Source organism: Aliagarivorans taiwanensis DSM 22990 (genome assembly GCF_000429505.1).
Taxonomy (GTDB): domain Bacteria; phylum Pseudomonadota; class Gammaproteobacteria; order Enterobacterales; family Celerinatantimonadaceae; genus Aliagarivorans; species Aliagarivorans taiwanensis.
The window spans coordinates 146,507-162,391 of sequence record NZ_AUBZ01000002.1 but is presented as its reverse complement, the minus strand read 5'-3'; the positions used below and the strand labels follow the sequence as shown (position 1 = coordinate 162,391).

General features: G+C 53.5%; 14 protein-coding genes. 6 read left to right on the top strand and 8 right to left on the bottom strand.

Going from position 1 to position 15,885, the window contains the following annotated elements:
• Positions 1-9 precede the first annotated feature (9 nt).
• The 4 genes from G462_RS0102300 to G462_RS0102285 all read left to right on the top strand — a co-directional run bounded on the left by G462_RS0102300 (position 10) and on the right by G462_RS0102285 (position 6,561).
• Positions 10-729, top strand: a complete 720-nt coding sequence (locus G462_RS0102300) for a glutamine amidotransferase-related protein (RefSeq protein ID WP_026957541.1) — start codon at positions 10-12, stop codon at positions 727-729.
• Between the two features lie 105 nt (positions 730-834).
• Positions 835-2,289, top strand: coding sequence for an efflux transporter outer membrane subunit (locus tag G462_RS21545; protein ID WP_051326472.1), 1,455 nt, complete (start codon positions 835-837; stop codon positions 2,287-2,289).
• On the top strand, positions 2,282-3,451 hold the full coding sequence (locus G462_RS21540) for an efflux RND transporter periplasmic adaptor subunit (RefSeq protein ID WP_035476475.1): 1,170 nt from the start codon (positions 2,282-2,284) through the stop codon (positions 3,449-3,451). Before G462_RS21545 ends, G462_RS21540 begins: the two co-directional genes overlap by 8 nt.
• Positions 3,451-6,561, top strand: coding sequence for an efflux RND transporter permease subunit (locus G462_RS0102285; protein ID WP_035476472.1), 3,111 nt, complete (start codon positions 3,451-3,453; stop codon positions 6,559-6,561). The genes G462_RS21540 and G462_RS0102285 overlap by 1 nt, the downstream gene beginning before the upstream one ends.
• Here G462_RS0102285 and G462_RS0102280 read toward each other — a convergent pair.
• Together G462_RS0102280 and G462_RS23740 are read right to left on the bottom strand one after the other, a co-directional pair.
• Positions 6,558-7,382: an HDOD domain-containing protein gene (locus tag G462_RS0102280; protein ID WP_026957539.1), complete on the bottom strand. Its 825-nt coding sequence runs from the start codon at positions 7,380-7,382 to the stop codon at positions 6,558-6,560. The genes G462_RS0102285 and G462_RS0102280 overlap by 4 nt on opposite strands.
• Before the next feature lie 46 nt (positions 7,383-7,428).
• Positions 7,429-8,016 carry a TetR/AcrR family transcriptional regulator gene (locus G462_RS23740; RefSeq protein ID WP_026957538.1) on the bottom strand — a complete coding sequence of 196 codons (588 nt, stop codon included), beginning with the start codon at positions 8,014-8,016 and terminating at the stop codon, positions 7,429-7,431.
• A 296-nt stretch (positions 8,017-8,312) separates the two neighbouring features.
• Between G462_RS23740 and argA the strand changes: the two genes are divergently transcribed.
• Positions 8,313-9,632, top strand: a complete 1,320-nt coding sequence (gene argA, locus G462_RS0102270) for an amino-acid N-acetyltransferase (RefSeq protein ID WP_035476469.1) — start codon at positions 8,313-8,315, stop codon at positions 9,630-9,632.
• Between the two features lie 81 nt (positions 9,633-9,713).
• Here the strand turns inward: argA and G462_RS0102265 are convergent, their stop codons facing one another.
• The 4 genes from G462_RS0102265 to G462_RS0102250 all read right to left on the bottom strand — a co-directional run bounded on the left by G462_RS0102265 (position 9,714) and on the right by G462_RS0102250 (position 13,325).
• Positions 9,714-10,667, bottom strand: a complete 954-nt coding sequence (locus G462_RS0102265; RefSeq protein WP_026957536.1) for a porin — start codon at positions 10,665-10,667, stop codon at positions 9,714-9,716.
• A gap of 408 nt (positions 10,668-11,075) precedes the next feature.
• Positions 11,076-11,270, bottom strand: coding sequence for a DUF4250 domain-containing protein (locus G462_RS0102260; protein WP_026957535.1), 195 nt, complete (start codon positions 11,268-11,270; stop codon positions 11,076-11,078).
• A 248-nt stretch (positions 11,271-11,518) separates the two neighbouring features.
• Positions 11,519-11,776 (bottom strand): GrxA family glutaredoxin, encoded by a 258-nt coding sequence (locus G462_RS0102255; protein WP_026957534.1) that lies wholly within the window; start codon positions 11,774-11,776, stop codon positions 11,519-11,521.
• Between the two features lie 355 nt (positions 11,777-12,131).
• Positions 12,132-13,325, bottom strand: coding sequence for an MFS transporter (locus tag G462_RS0102250; RefSeq protein WP_026957533.1), 1,194 nt, complete (start codon positions 13,323-13,325; stop codon positions 12,132-12,134).
• A gap of 72 nt (positions 13,326-13,397) precedes the next feature.
• Between G462_RS0102250 and G462_RS0102245 the strand changes: the two genes are divergently transcribed.
• Entirely contained in the window at positions 13,398-14,291 is an 894-nt protein-coding gene (locus G462_RS0102245; protein ID WP_026957532.1) for a LysR family transcriptional regulator, read from the top strand.
• Between the two features lie 70 nt (positions 14,292-14,361).
• Here G462_RS0102245 and G462_RS25035 read toward each other — a convergent pair whose 3' ends face one another.
• Both G462_RS25035 and G462_RS0102230 read right to left on the bottom strand, forming a co-directional pair.
• Entirely contained in the window at positions 14,362-14,490 is a 129-nt protein-coding gene (locus G462_RS25035; RefSeq protein ID WP_281171845.1) for a hypothetical protein, read from the bottom strand.
• A 726-nt stretch (positions 14,491-15,216) separates the two neighbouring features.
• Complete coding sequence (locus tag G462_RS0102230; RefSeq protein WP_157378536.1) at positions 15,217-15,633, bottom strand: hypothetical protein; 417 nt, start codon at positions 15,631-15,633, stop codon at positions 15,217-15,219.
• Between the last annotated feature and the right edge of the window lie 252 nt (positions 15,634-15,885).

Sequence of the window (15,885 nt, the reverse complement as noted above, 5' to 3'; positions counted from 1 at the left end):
GGTAACACCATGTGCACTCTGGCAATCCTCAACTGTGATTACGTCGACCCGGCTTTGGCTGCGGAATATGGCGAGTATTATGAGATGTTTATCGAGCATCTACGCGCGCAAAACTCTACTCTCACCTTTGAGGTGTTCCACGCCATCGATGGCCAGCTTCCACCACTTGGGGAGTACGCCGGCTACTTGATTACCGGCAGCCGCCACAATGCCCACGACGATGAGCCGTGGATTGTGGAGTTAGTCGCATGGTGCCAACAAGCCTACCAACAGGGTCAGAAACTGGCCGGGATCTGCTTTGGCCACCAGCTACTGGCGCGGGCATTGGGCGGCGTCACGGCAAACTCAGACAAAGGCTGGGGCTTGGGCTGCGCCACCACTGAGCTGATACAAGCGCCCAGCTGGGCCAGCAAGGCGGAGTCGGCTCGCCCCTTTCATCTGTTGGTGAGCCATCAAGACCAAGTCCAGCAATTGCCCGAGAAGGCGACCCTACTGGCACGTAGCGAGTTTTGTCCGCTGTTTATGTATCAGGTTGGCGAGCAGGTGTTCTGCGTACAAGGCCACCCAGAGTTTGCCAAAGGCTATGCCAAAGCCCTGATCGATAAACGCGAGGATATTCTCAGTGCGACACACTTCCAGCAGGCGCAGCACAGCTTGGCTCTGGAGCTGGATGATGCCTTGGTATTTCGCTGGATACTGGAGCTGTTTGATCTGGCAGAAAACCACTAAGCCAGTACTTGCGTATTAGCTATTAACACAACGCTTAGGTGACATATCTATCTGAGCAGGCTAGATTTTAATACTCAAGGACTCGACCAAGGTGAAGGCAAACCGGTGACAAAGCAGTGGCGTTGTTTTGCTATAACACTCACAAGCTCCCTGGCGCTGCTCGCTTGTAGCGCTCAAACGCCGCTTCCCAGCCAACCTAGCCCACCGCTTCAAGCAAACTGGAGCAGCCAGCATCAGCTCGGCAGCTTCGCCGAGCAGCGCTTTGAAAGCCAACTCAGTGCACAGCTGCAGCAGCTAGTCGCCGAGGCGTTAGTCAACAACCCCGGTGTCACAGAGCAAGCCCTACTGCTGGACCGCCAGCTCTACCTAATCCAGCAGCAACATGCCCAGCGTTGGCCACAGATCGATGCCTACCTCTCCGCCGCCAGCAGTGGCGATCGCGACAGCAGCACGGAGCAGTTCCGATTGGGGCTGGACGTAAGCTGGGAGTTCGATTGGCTTGGTAAGCTCGAAGCTCGCACCCAAGCGGCGGTGTTCGATGCCCGAGTGCAATTGGAGCTGTGGCAGCAAAGCCAACTGGAACTCGCGGTTACGGTGATTGCCCAGTGGTTTGAGCTGCTAGAAGCCCAGCTTCAGTATCAGTTGATCGAACAGCGAATTGCTAACCAACAAGGCAATCTGGAGATTATCGAGGCCGGTTATCGCAGCGGTCTACGCGAAGCGCTCGATGTGTATCTGGCGCGAGCCGACCTCAATGCAGTGCGCAGCCAACTCAATCAGCGCCAAGAACAGCAGCTACAGGCGCAACTAAGTTTGGAACTAAGCTTGGGCCGCTACCCGGCGGGTAAGATCCTGGCCAAGGGCGAGCTAGGGGTTCCGCTGGCGCCACTCCCCGCCGGGATCCCCTCAGAGCTACTGCAACGCCGCCACGACCTGCGGGCCGCTAGCTTTCGCCTAGCCGCCGCCGATAAACGGGTATTTGCCGCCTACCGCGAGCGTTTCCCCAGCCTGCGACTAACCGCCAGCGGCGGCAGCCAAAGCGAGCAGCTCGGCGAGCTGTTAGATGGCGAGTCGCTGTTGTGGAGTCTGTTCGCCGGCATCACCGCGCCGCTGTTTGATGCCGGAGCCCTGGAAAACCAACAGCAGGCCGAGCAAGCCTTGGCCGCCAGCCTCGATAAGGCCTATCAGCAGGCGGTACTCAATAGCTTTGCCGAGGTAGAGCAGGCGCTGAGCAAGGAGCCGTTATTGCAAAGTAGCGGTGAGCTGCTGGATGCCGCCGCCCGCGATTCGGAGTTGGCTGCCGCTTTGGCCTTTGAGAACTACCAGCTAGGGTTGGTCAACTACATCACGGTGTTGGAGTCACAGCGCCGCGCCTTTGATGCGCGCAGTGCCGCCTTAAGCGCGCTCAACCAACAAGTGCAGAACCGCTTGCAGCTCTATCAAGCGCTGGGCGGTGGCCTCGATACATCGCTACCGGTTCGCCCCGATTCGTTACCAGATGGGGCGTTACCTGATATAGAGACTCCATTCCCTGCCACAGAGGAGACAAACAATGGCTAAGTTGTGGCGCATCGCCCTGCCGATACTAATACTGCTGGCAGCCTATTGGATAAGCCAATACCTACAGCAGCAAAGCCCACAAGCCCAGCGCCGCAGTGAGCCAGAGAAACCGAGCCTACTGGTGGATGTGCAAACCCTCGAGTCGCAAAGCTACCAGCTGATGCTCACCAGCTATGGCAATGTCCAGGCGCATACCCAGCTAACCCTTACCGCCGAAGTGGCCGGGACCATCACCTACTTGTCGGAAAACTTCCGCGAGGGCAGCTACTTTGAGCAAGGCGAGCTGCTGGCACGCATCGACCCGGCGGATTATCAAAACGCGGTCACCATCGCCCGCTCCGAGCTAAGCCAACAGCAGCTGGCTCTGGCCGAAGAGCAGGCTCGCGCCGCCCAAGCCGAGCGAGATTGGCAACGGCTGGGCGATCAGCAACCAGCCAATGCGCTGGTGTTAAGAAAACCCCAACAAGCCGCGCAACAAGCGGCGGTGGCCTCGGCCAAGGCGCGTCTGGCACAGGCAGAGCGCGACCTGCAGCGCACCCAGATCCGCGCCCCCTTTGCTGGCCGAGTACTCGACAAACAGGTCGAACTCAATCAATACGTGAACCGCGGCGAAGCGCTAGCCAGCAGCTTTGCAGTGGACTATCTCGAGGTGCGCTTGCCACTGAGCCTCGAGCAACAGCAGCAGGTGACGATCCCCGAGGAGTTCCGCGCACAGACCCAGTCGCATCCCAGCGAGCCCGCCAAGGTGGAGATTATTGCCCGCCTCGGTGAGCAGCAGTTTCAGTGGCCAGCTACACTGGTGCGCAGCGAGGCTGTGTTAGACAGCCGCTCGCGCCAGTTGTATGTGCTCGCGCAGATCGATGATCCCTATGGCCCGGCATTTACTCAGCAGCCCAGCTTAAAGCTGGGGCAGTTTGTCGAAGCGCAGATCTATGGCAAACAGCTCGAGGAGGTGTTTGTCATCCCCCACACCAGCCTCTATCCCAATCAGCAGGTGTTGGTGTTCCACGATGGCCAGGTCAGTTACCGCAAAGTAGCACTGCTCTGGCAAGACCCCGAGCACTATGTGGTACGTGGCGAACTTCAAGCCGGCGAGCAGCTGGTAACCACCCCACTGGGACAAGTGCTTGAGGGCAGCCGCGCCCAGTTGAGGGCTAACTAATGCACGGCCTGATCGCATGGTTCACCCGCAATCCGGTTGCCGCTAACCTGCTGATGGTATTGATCCTGATTGGCGGTTGGTTCTCGGTGCAAACCCGCCTGCCGTTGGAGGTGTTCCCAGAGTTCGAGCTCGATCAGGTCAACGTGAGTATTGCCCTACCGGGTGCCAGCCCAGAAGAAGCCGAGAAAGGCCTGGCGATCCGCATCGAAGAGGCAATCAGCGATTTAGAGGGCATCAAGCAGCTCAGCTCGGTATCCCGCGAGGGCGCAGCCCGAGTCAGCGCCGAGATCTACCCAAGCTACGATACCCGCGACCTGATGGCGGATATTAAGTCTCGAGTTGATGCCATCTCCACCTTCCCCGGTGACGCCGAGCGCCCGGTGGTGAGCCTGACCCAGCGACAACGGGAAACCATCAGCCTGGCGATCTACGGCGCATTGGAAGACTGGCAACTGCGCCAACTGGCCGAGCAGGTGCGCGACGAACTGCAACAGCTTCCGCAAATCACTCAGGTGGAGCTCGATGGCGTCGCCGACTATGAGATCTCCATTGAGGTCGACGAGGCGACCCTGCGCGAGTACGGCCTGCAGATGGATCAGTTGGCTGTACAGCTACAACAAGGTTCGCTGGAACTTTCCGCAGGCTCGCTGCGCACTCGCGAAGGCGAGATCATGCTGCGCACCAAAGGCCAGGCCTATACCGGCGAAGACTTCGCACAACTATTGGTGGTCAGTGACCAAGGCGGCAGTCGAGTGCGCTTGGGCGATATCGCCACCATCAAGGATGGCTTTGAGGAAGACCCCATCAACACCCGCTTTAATGGCGAGCCAGCGATCTTGTTGGAGGTGTATCGGGTCGGCCAGCAAAGTGCCATTGAGGTGGCCAATGCGGTCAAAGACTACATCGCGGTCAAGGAAGGGGCGCTGCCACAAGGCATCGAGCTGGCCTACTGGCGGGATCGCTCCAAGATTGTGAAGGCCCGCCTCAACACCTTAAAAAACTCGGCGATTCAAGGCTGCCTGCTGGTGATTCTGTTGCTGGCACTGTTTCTACGCCCAGCGGTTGCGCTATGGGTCTGCCTTGGGATCCCGCTGAGCTTTATGGGTGGCCTTATCTTGATGCCGCAGCTTGGCGTCACCCTCAACATTATCTCGCTGTTCGCCTTTATCATGGTGCTGGGGATCGTGGTGGATGATGCCATCGTCACCGGCGAGAATGTCTACTCACGGCTCAATCGTGGCGAGCCGCCGCTTGAAGCCGCGATTAGAGGTACTCAAGAGGTGGCGGTGCCGGTGACCTTTGGGGTGCTCACCACCATCGCAGCATTTATTCCGCTGATGATGATTGAAGGAGTGAGGGGCAAGATTTTCTCGCAGATCCCACTGGTGGTGATCCCAGTACTGCTGTTCTCCTTGGTCGAGTCCAAGTTGATTCTCCCTGCCCACCTGCGCCATGTGCGGATTAACCCCCAGCCTGGTCGACTGGCCCGCATCCAACAAGGCATAGCCAACGGTCTGGAGCGATTTATCTCGAAGGTGTATCGGCCTAGCTTGGACTTCTGCCTTCATCGCCGCTACCTGACGCTATCAATGGCGCTGGCGATCCTGCTGATTGTCACCACCTTGGCTACCTCCGGTTGGGTGCGCTTTGTGTTCTTCCCGCGCATCCCCAGCGAGACCGCACGCGCTTCCTTGGTGATGCCCGCAGGCACCAGCTTTGAGCTAACCGATGACTACGTGCAGCGGATCTTACATGCTGCCCAACAACTGCAGCAGCGCCACCAAGACCCTGACACGGGCGAGAGCGTGATCCTGAATATCTTAGCCACCACCGGCTCAGGGGGCGGCAGCGGTAGTGCTGAAACCCACCGGGGCCGCGTGGTGTTCGAGATTGAGCCGCCGGAGACCCGCGCCAACCCGATCACCAGCCAGCAGCTAGTACAGCAATGGCGTGAGCTGATAGGCCCGCTGCCGGGGGTGGAAAGCCTGAGTTTTCGGGCTGAGATCGGCCGCGGCGGATCGCCCTTGGATGTGCAGCTAGCCAGTAATGATTTTGCCGCTATGGCGCGCTTTGCCAAGCAGGTCAAACTGAAGCTGGCGGAGTTTCCGGCGGTGTTCGACATCGAGGACAGCCTGAGCAAGGGCAAGCGAGAGCTGCAGCTCACCCTAACGCCAATGGGCGAAGCGCTCGGCTTAAGCCTGAGTAGCCTCACCTCGCAGGTGCGCAGTGCCTTTTACGGCTATCAGGTACAGCGTATCCAACGCGGCCGCGAAGACTTGCGGGTCTACCTGCGTTACCCCGCCGAGCAGCGCCGCTCCTTGGCCAACCTGAACAGTTTGCTGATCCGCACCAGTGAAGGCGGCGACGTGCCATTTAGCCAGGTTGCCGCTCTTGTTCCCTCACAAAGCCCGCTCACTATTAACCGCTTGGATCGCCAACGCACTCAAAACATCCGTGCCGATCTGGACAAGCAAAGCGCCAACATCGAGTCGATTAAGCAGGAGCTGGTCACCTGGTTAGGCCAACAGCAGCAGGCGTTTCCACAAGTCAGTTTTTCTTTAGAAGGGGAAGCCAAGGAGCAGCGCGAGTCCTTTGGCAGCCTGCAACTGGGGCTGATCTTTGTGCTGTTTGTGGTCTATAGCCTGCTGGCGATCCCCTTTCGCAGCTACTGGCAGCCTCTGATCGTGATGTCGGTCATCCCCTTTGGCTGCATAGGTGCAATCCTCGGTCATATGTTGATGGGGATGTCGCTCAGCATTATGAGCATGATGGGTATGCTGGCCTTAGTGGGCGTGGTGGTGAACGACAGCTTAGTGTTGGTGGACTACGTGAATCGGCAGCGGGCACAAGGCATTCCGCTGCAACAAGCAGTGAGTCAGGCCGGCAGCGCACGTTTTCGGGCGGTGATGCTCACCTCGCTGACCACTTTCGCCGGACTGATGCCGCTGATCTTTGAGAAAAGCACCCAAGCACAATTCTTGATACCGATGGCGGTATCCTTGGGCTTTGGCATCTTATTCGCCACCTTGATTACCTTGTTACTGGTACCGGTCAACTACCTGTTGCTGGAAGATGCCAAAGGTCTGTTTGCTAAGCTAAAGCCCGCTTAGGCTGGGGTACCACTAAGGCTCTCTTTCACCTTTTCGCCGACACTGGCTAAGGCATCACTCAAGCCATCGGTTTGCAGCTCGATCTGATTGCACAAACTCGCAGGTAGGTTATTCACCAGCAAGTTCGGTGCTACCCCGGCAACCAAGGCGTGATGTACGAAGATCGCTAAGCGGATCAGTACTGCGTAGGGCGATACCGGCTTGTGGCCCAGAGGGTTTAGTTGCTGCTCGATGGCCGAGACAATCACTGGTGCAAACTGCCAGCGCTTCGCCAACTCTCCGCCAATCTCTGAGTAATCCAGCCCCAGCACTTGGCGTTGGGCGACCACTCGGGTCTCGCCCTGTTCCATACTCAGCTCAATTAAGCCCGCTTGTTCGGGCGCTGCGCTGACGATCATCAACTCGCCAATGCTATGCAACATACCGCAGGTAAAGGCGACATCTGGACTGGCATCGCAGAACTCAGCCAAAGTCTGGCTTAGCAGCGCAACGTACATTGCCTGCTCCCAATACTGCTGGTGATTGAAGTGTTGGCCGGGATTCACGGTACTCAGGCTAGCAGCCACCACCAGTGAACGCACTCGGCTTAGGCCTAAGCGGATCACTGCAGCATCGATGGAGTCTAATTGGCTTTGGCCACGAAAAGCAGCAGAGTTAGCCATCTTCAGCACATTAGCGCTAAGCACCTGATCTTTAGCGAGTTTACTTGCAAGCTCTGGTAGCTCAAGGAGGTCACTATCGAGCGACGATAGCAGTTCCTGCATGATGGCAGGCATCACCGGCAAGGTCTTAGCGCGGGTGAATAAAATTTGCAGATCCACAAGGGTATCCTTCTTCCGTGAAGAACTCCCTTACAGTAAATGCGATCTAGGCAATCAGTGCAACGTTGCGAGGAGCATCCTGATGAATGATGTGATCCAACTGCTGCATCATCAGTTCATGCCAGGCAAATGAGCGTTGATGTTCACTGGCGGTCTTGCTCAACTCGCTCACCAAGAAGGCGCGCATAAAGTCGTAGATATAGCGAGCACCTTCATGCAGCTTGCTGGTATCCCAGTCGCAGCCGCTGTCGCGCATCACTTTCTCGATGATCTCTTCAAGGCGCTCACGGTGCCACGCTTCCAGATCGGCGAAATCCGCGTCTTTAGAGAACAGTTCGGTCATCTGCACCAACAATACGTAAGTGTCGGGGAGCGCCCGCACCTCGTGGTGGATAACCCGGTTGAAACTGACGATGCTAAACGCTTGCTCGGCTACCACCGCTTCTTCCACCGACATCTGTACTTTGTCGTACCAACGGCGGGCGACAGCAAAGAAGATCGACTCTTTGTTTTTAAAGAAACGGTACAGCGACGCGATATCGATATCGGCGCGCTCAGCAATCAGATTGGTATTCACCGCCGACAAGCCCTTCTCTTCGATCAGGACTGCGGTGGTATCTAAAATTTTGTCCAATAACCTGCGGGTACGGGCTTGGCTCGGCTCCTTCCGCAAGGCTAAGTGCGGCGGAACAGGAAATGCCGTCATACTTTACCTCAAATATTTATCACAGCGACAACATAGCCACTTCGACCAACTACAGCAACAACTGGTTCCTTAAAATTTTATATATTGGTGAGGTTTTCGCAAATTGTATAAATTTCACGCAGCCAACTACTATCTTTTTTACTCGACAAGCAGGCAACTTCGCGCAACAATGCAGCCAAATAAGTGCATAATTACGCAAAACTACAACACAACGATTCAGGAAGATGAGTTCTAGAAGTCAAACAGACGATCTGGTGAGCTGGTTTCGCCAGTCAGCACCCTATATTAACGCTCACCGCGGCAAGACCTTCGTGCTTATGCTCAGCGGCGAAGCGATAAATTCTAGTAATTTCACTAATATCATTCAAGATATCGCGCTTTTAAAAACCTTGGGAGTGAAATTGATCTTGGTTTGCGGAGCAAGACCGCAGATTTCACAGAAACTGGAAGAACAAAACCTTCACTGCGAGTTCTATCAGCAGCAGCGCATCACCGATATCCACACCCTCAAGCTGATCAAACAGGCGGTTGGTGAGATCCAGATCGATATCGAAGCCCAGCTCTCCATGGGTCTGGTTAACTCACCGCTTCATCAAGCCGATATCAGCGTCATCCGTGGCAACTTTGTGGTATCGCAGCCGATCGGGGTGGACAACGGGGTGGACTTTCAACACACCGGCAAGGTGCGCCGAATTAACCACCAAGCCTTGCAGGCCCAGTTAGAACAAGGCCAGATCGTGATGCTATCGCCGCTGGCGGTATCAGTCACTGGCGAGCTGTTTAATATCTCCACCGAGGACATTGCCAGCGAAGTCGCCGTCGCGCTCAAAGCCGACAAGGTCATCTACTTCGGCCCGCGCAGCGGCTTATATGATGAGCGAGGCAAGCTACTCAGTGAGCTGCTGCCAGAGCAAGCCCGCCAGCTAGCCGATTGTGAGAAAAACGGCGAAGATTCCCAGCGCTTTTTGCGCTCGGCCTTAGACTGCTGTGAGCGAGGAGTCGATCGCTGCCACTTGGTCAGCTACGAGCGTGATGGCGCGCTGCTACAAGAGCTCTATACCCGCGACGGTAGCGGCACCCAGTTAGTGCAGCACAGCTACGAGCGGGTACGCGACGCTAACCTGGAAGATATCAATGGCATTATCGAGCTGATCCGCCCCTTGGAAGAACAAGGCGTGTTGGTCAGGCGCTCCCGCGACCAGCTGGAGATGGAGATCGATCGCTTCACCATCGTCGAGCGGGATGGGATGATCATCGGCTGCGCCGCATTATATAGCTTTAGCGAAGATAACATCGGCGAGCTAGCGTGTTTGGTGTCTCACCCCCACTATCGTCAGGCGAGCCGTGGTGATGTGTTGTTGAGGACGATTATTCGTAAAGCCAAAGTCCAAGGGCTACAGCAGCTGTTTGTGCTCACCACCAAGAGCATTCACTGGTTCCGCGAGCGCGGCTTCGCCCCGGCTGAACTGGATCAGCTACCGCAAGAGAAGCAAGCGATGTATAACCTGCAGCGCCGCTCTAAGATTCTGTTAATGGATATTTAGTTCTGCCAGCGAATCACGAGGGTAAGGAAGTAAAAAGGTCGCCGATGGCGACCTTTTTTCTAGGCAGTGGTTTGCAACAACTTAGAAGTTGTAGCGAGCACCCAGTACTAGTTGATCTTCGCCGCCATCGATTTGCTCGAATACGTAAGAACCAACTACACGGAAGGCTTTGTTGAAGTCGTAACGAAGTTCAAGAGCGAACTGGTCAGTCTCGTCGTACTTAGCAGCGCCAGTTGGGTCGTTTTGCTGGTAAGCATAAACACCAACTACGCGAGCTTTACCGAACTTGTACTGAGCAGAGATTTCGTATGCATCGAAATCAGTGTCTTTGTCGCCGTCTGCACCTTCACCAGTTACGTATACACCACCGATGTAGAAGTTCTCGATTGAGTAACCCGCACCGAAAGTGAACGCGTCAGCAGAGCCAGCGCCACGGCCCAAGTCGTTACCCATGTAACCCAGACCCAGGTCAAGACCGAAGTCGAAACCGTAAACAGCAGACAGACCGTAGCCGTCAGTGTCTTTGTCAGAGTTCATGGTGTAGTGAGCAGTTACAGCCAGCGCGTCGAAATCACCAGCGTAAGTCAGGGTGTTTTGGATCTCGTCACCGTTACCGTCGATGATACCGATGTGGTTACCTGAGTGGTAAGACGCGATATCAGAGATGTCAGCGATAGGAGTGAACGCACCATCTTGTTGACCGTAGGTGAAAGAACCGATAGCGGTACCCAGACCAGCGTATAGCTCTTTAGTCTTAACAGTCTGATCGCTGCCGTCTTTGATTTCCATTTGGTAGTGACCGATACCAGTCAGGCTGTCGGTGATTTGAGTCTTACCAGAGAATGCAACACGGAAACGGCTCTCATCAGAGAAATCAGACTTGTCTTCGTCGTTACGGTCTTGAAACTTCATGCGAGGCTCAACACGACCACCGATTTTCAGGCTAGTAGTGCCATCATCGTATACAGAAGCTGCATTTACGCCGCCAGTAGTAGCAGCTGCGATTGCCAGAGCAATAACACTTAACTTTTTCATTATGTTTGTCCTTAACACTGTTTCAGTCAATTGGAATGTGACGCAAGTCATGCTATTCGCGCCATGTGACATTTACATGTCATCAACATGAAATCTAGGTGACAGGGGAACTTTTACGTCAAACGCTAAACAACTAATAATTAAGCACTATAAAGAAATCTTTACGCTTTTGACTTGAAGCTAAATAGGAAGGGATGTTGCAAAGATGTGCCAAAACATAGCTCGAGACTATGACAAAATGATGACAGAAGATATTTCAGTAACAATATGAAGGGGATAGAGAAAGATAGGTGACACTGCGCAGCACGCCGAACAGTCCAACTGTCAGTAAAATGATACAGGGAACAATAAGGCAGGCATTAGCTAACTAAGCCTACCTTAGTCCTAAATAGGTAGCAGTTTAAGATCTTAAATCGCCTTAAACTGATTGGAAATCACATCATAGTGATAGCCAATGGTTTCCAGCCGGCGTGATAACAGGCTCTGTTCCACCCCAAAGGTTAAGGCCAAGTCTTCCAGACTATGACACTCCAAACGCAGCTTCTCGTTGACGATCCCAAGCAAGATGCTTGCTTCAAGGTTCAGCACATAACTCGCGTCCATAAGGCCCCCTTAGCTAGCTCGGCACAATTATTAATAGCGATTGAGACGATCAGCTTAGCCAAGATTACTGGGTATCAAGGAAAAGCTGCTTTGAGACTACTCGCTAAACTGTAGACCTAGCTTTACTGCTTTATCTGTGCCCAAGTTCACTGTTTGACCCTGAAGCCTAGTATTTCGCGCTCAGCGCGCACAAAAAAGCCCGGTTGATACCGAGCTTATATATGGAGGATGGTTTTTACTAAGGAGTCTTAGAAGTCAAACTTCTCACGCATCAGCGCTTCAAACTCGGTGCAGCCGCCCACGTGCTTCTCATCAACAAAGATCTGAGGAACGGTTTCTACCGGCTTGCCTACGGTCTTTTCTAGATCAGCTTTGCTGATACCTTCGGCGTGGATATCCACATAGCGGAACTTGTAGTCTTCGTTGGCTTCAGAAAGCTGCTCGGCGATCTGCTTAGCGCGTACACAATAAGGACAACCTGGACGACCAAAAATAACTGCAAACATGATGTAACTCCTTGGATAACGTTGATATACCCGAACAGCCTCAAGATGCAGGATTCAGAGGAACTCAATGTCCATAGGGCGAGGCGAAAGTTCGAAGGAATGGTGACCCATTTCAAGTGCTTTCAACGAAGAGCTATGGACATTGAGCGCCTCCCAAAGGGCGAGTTTTACAGGCCCTCATGCTGCGTTACTGTTCCTTGATTTAGACCACTAGATCGGCGGAACAGTGCCTTACCTGAGGGCCTGTAAAACCTCGCTGAACAAGCATCTTGAGGTTGCTCGGGTATAGTACTTTACTTGCTAAGCCCCACTTCCCCAAATTGTTATTTTCATTAGCTTCGATAGCCATCAGCTATCAGTCGGTGCCGCCACTGAGAACTGGCCCCGCTTGCAGCTTGGCGGCCATGGATATAACAGCGAATACCGCCAGACCCATCAAGCCAAATACCAAGGTCATACCGTGAACAGACGGCTCTATCATTCGGTGCACGCCACCAATCACCGACGCGGTGATCGACATCTGTAGACAGCCCATTAAAGCCGACGCGGTGCCGGCCTGGCGATGATAATGACTAAACAAGCCGGTCTGGGAGATGGGGTAGATCATGCCCACACTCAAGCTAATCGCAATCATTGCAATCAGTACCCACGCCAGTAAATCCCCGGCAAAAAGCAGGATCAGCGCTGCACTCACCGGCACGCTTGCTGCCAGCAATAAGGTTTTAAGCTCGCCCAATGGCCCCAGCAAGCGCCGGTTCGCAGCCCCGCCCAATGCCAGACCCACCGCCGGAATCATCATCAGCGCGCCCGACAGCTCCACCCCCAAGCCAAAATCATGCTGAAGCACGAAAGGCACTGAGGTAATCATGTACATCAATCCCACGCTGGATATCCAAGCGAAGCTGGAATAGCGGATAAAAGGAGCCTCACTCAGTAGCTTCTGATACTGGACAAGTACCGGCCTTAACTTAAGCTGACCATCGGCTGTGCTGTGGGTTTCTGGAAGCCACAAGCCGGCAACCACCAGCAAGCTAAAGCAGCTCAATCCCACCACGGCAAACAATGCCTGCCAGCCGAAATGCGCGGTGATAAAGCCACCGGCAAGCGGCGCAATCACCGGCACTACTGAGGCGGCCATGCCCAATAAGGCAAAGCTGTTGCTTAATCGGCTTCCTCGATAGCTATCGCTCAACAGACAGCGCGCTAAGATCTGATTACTGCCCGCACCCAGTCCTTGAACAAATACCCCTAAGCTCAACAGTTGCAGCGAACCGATACCGAGTAAGCCGATAAGGTTACCCAGTAGGAAGATAGACTGCCCCAACCAGAATGCGCGACGGCGACCATAGGCATCCGCCAGCGGCCCATAAATTAGCTGGGAGAAGCCCAAGCCAAGCATGAAATTGACCACCAGCTGCTGCACTTGGTGTTCAGCAACCGCATAAAATTCAGCCATCACCGGTAGCGCCGGCCCCAATAAACTATTGGTCAGCTGTGAGCCCGCAATAAACGCGATGGAAAAGACGAGAGGCAACAGATTCTTATTCATACCCCATTCTATCGCTTTGCGGTATTCTGATAATCAGGCACTAAAGAAAATTATTATTTCTTAAGGGGAAACATGGATTGGTACAACGCGGTCGATACTTATATCGAGCTGGTTGAGCAGCAGAGCTTTGTGAAAACCGCGGAGCGGCTCGGCCTGACCACTTCCGCCTGCAGCAAACGCATCAACTGGCTGGAGCAGCAGCTAGGTTGCCAACTGCTGATCCGAAGTACCCGTCGGATCCGCGTAACCGAACGCGGCGAGCATTTCTACAAACACAGTAAACAGTGGCTGCAGCAGTTTCGCCAACTCAAAGACAGCCTGAATGATCAAAGCCAAGGGTTGAAAGGCTTGCTGACTATCGGTGCTACTTCGGTTACCACTAAGCTGATATTGGTTCCGGCACTGCGGGGCTTTCTCGAGCAACACCCGCAGGTTCAGGTCAAACTGCTGGATGTGGAGCCTAACGATGCGCCCGACTTATCGGTCGATCTGACCGTGATTAAGGAGTTGGAAGATTGGCAAAGCGCCAGCTTTAAGGCCGCCCGATTGTTTGACTACTCAGTGAGGCTCTATGCCAGTCCCGAGTTTATTCAGCGCCACGGGCCGATAGAGGACGTGAATCAACTGCAACAGCTTCCGATATTGCTGGCCAAAGGGCAGCTCGACAACGGCGGTGTCATGCTCAGTGATGGTACCTTGCTTAATCAGCAGCCTCAGGTGGTGTGCGAATCACCCGCAGGGATTATTGAAGCCGCCATCCAGGGCATGGGTATCATCCTCATCTCCGAAGAGGCTATCCAACGCGATCTGCAGCAGGCGCGCTTACAAGCGATTATGCCCCAGTTGCGCTCTGAAACACGGGCACTGATGGCCTATTACCCCAACCATCATCTGGAAAACCCCTTGGTGAAGAACTTTTTGTTGGCGCTGCGCCAACATTGTGACGGAATGTTTAAGCCCATATAAACAAAACCGCCTGCGATTGCAGGCGGTACTCTGAGCAAAAACAGTGAGCTTCAAGTAGTAACTGAGGGGGCTACTCGCAAGCTTCAGCTTCGTTGTCTTTCTCTTCTACGTCTAACTCGTCATTGGTGATGGGTAGGCGAACAAAAAAGCCCTTACCAGTTGCGTAACAACGCATTGTCGGCTGTTCTTCTTGACTCATAATAATCTCCTTATCTGTGCAGCAGGAAGCAATCTCTGCTTGTTATCCGCTGCCAATTTCAGGCTAGAACTTGAATAAAAATTCCGCAAGCCTGAGTCCGTGACTTCGCTTAGATTTATCTAATCAGTTTGATCTTGCTCAGTTTCGAGTCAGATAAGTTACGTTTTTTTCGGTGAAATGTGAAGTGAAAAGTATATCTTCTGTCTTTTAGGTCACAAACAAAACAATATAACCTTTATTTATCAATGACTTACATCCTACAGAGGTCAACTGAAAATCAGCGATTTTTCGTAAAAGATCAGTCTTAATTCACCTGCGTTACAGCTCAACAAGCCCCGAAAAAACAAGCGCTTAGAAATAGTTTTGGAGAAAAAACAAAAGAGGTAATGAATATTTATTCACCGCCTCTTTTAAACCGCCAACCTTATCGGCGGCGTCGTACCATCTGCTTTATGTCTCGCACCACCCACATTAGAATCGCAGCGCCCGAGATACTTGGCCCAAAGCGAAGGTAGGCATCCATATAACCTGTAAAGAAACTTGCGATAGGAAGTGCGACAACCAAGAGCAGGGCCAACAGCACATAGCCCAGCATGAAACACCTTAATTCACTTATCTAGTTATCGAAACAAACAGCCCGAAAGCCAACGGCAACAGTATATACTGAAACCCTAAGCAATGAAGACTCACCGCGCGCATTTTACCTTCCGTAAGGCTCGATGCAATCTACTCAAAGTAGGTGCGAAGCTGCAGCTTCACATCGCCATTACGTCTTAACGAGGTTTCCACTTGGGTAAAACAGTAACTGCATAGTTGTTTCATCGGCATATATAGCCGCGACTTGATACCGGAACTACGCGCTTTAAAGCTGAGGTTTGGATTGACCTGCCAGCTAAGGCTGCCTCTAAAGTTGCGCTTCCACGACGAGCTCTGTTGATATTCGATGGCAATGCCCGAGCGTTGCACTACATTTCTCTGGCCCTCGCTTGAGATGCTGGAACGAAAAGCCAACACCGCAGGGCCTGGGCTCTGACTAACGCCGCGGGCCAAGGCTTTAGGCGACACCTTTACATCAAACAACAGGCTGGCACCGGCCGAACAACACACAAAACTCAATATCAAAACTAATGTTCTAAGGATCATAGACACCTCCAAAAAATTGTACTTAGACAGGGTCGTTCTATGTCTTCCTTAATCCGTGTTGATTGCAGTTTGCAATTAACACTTCCTTAACATCAGTATAAGCAATCCTGGGGCCAATTCTTCAAACAGCGCCATTTCTGCGAGCCTGCGCCCAGTTGGCGCGGGCTAAACGCCCAAGCGAGAATGTAACCCATTGTTAACATAAGAGGTTTTACCATTGCGATAAAGCAGGTAAATGTCACTTTTGCTATT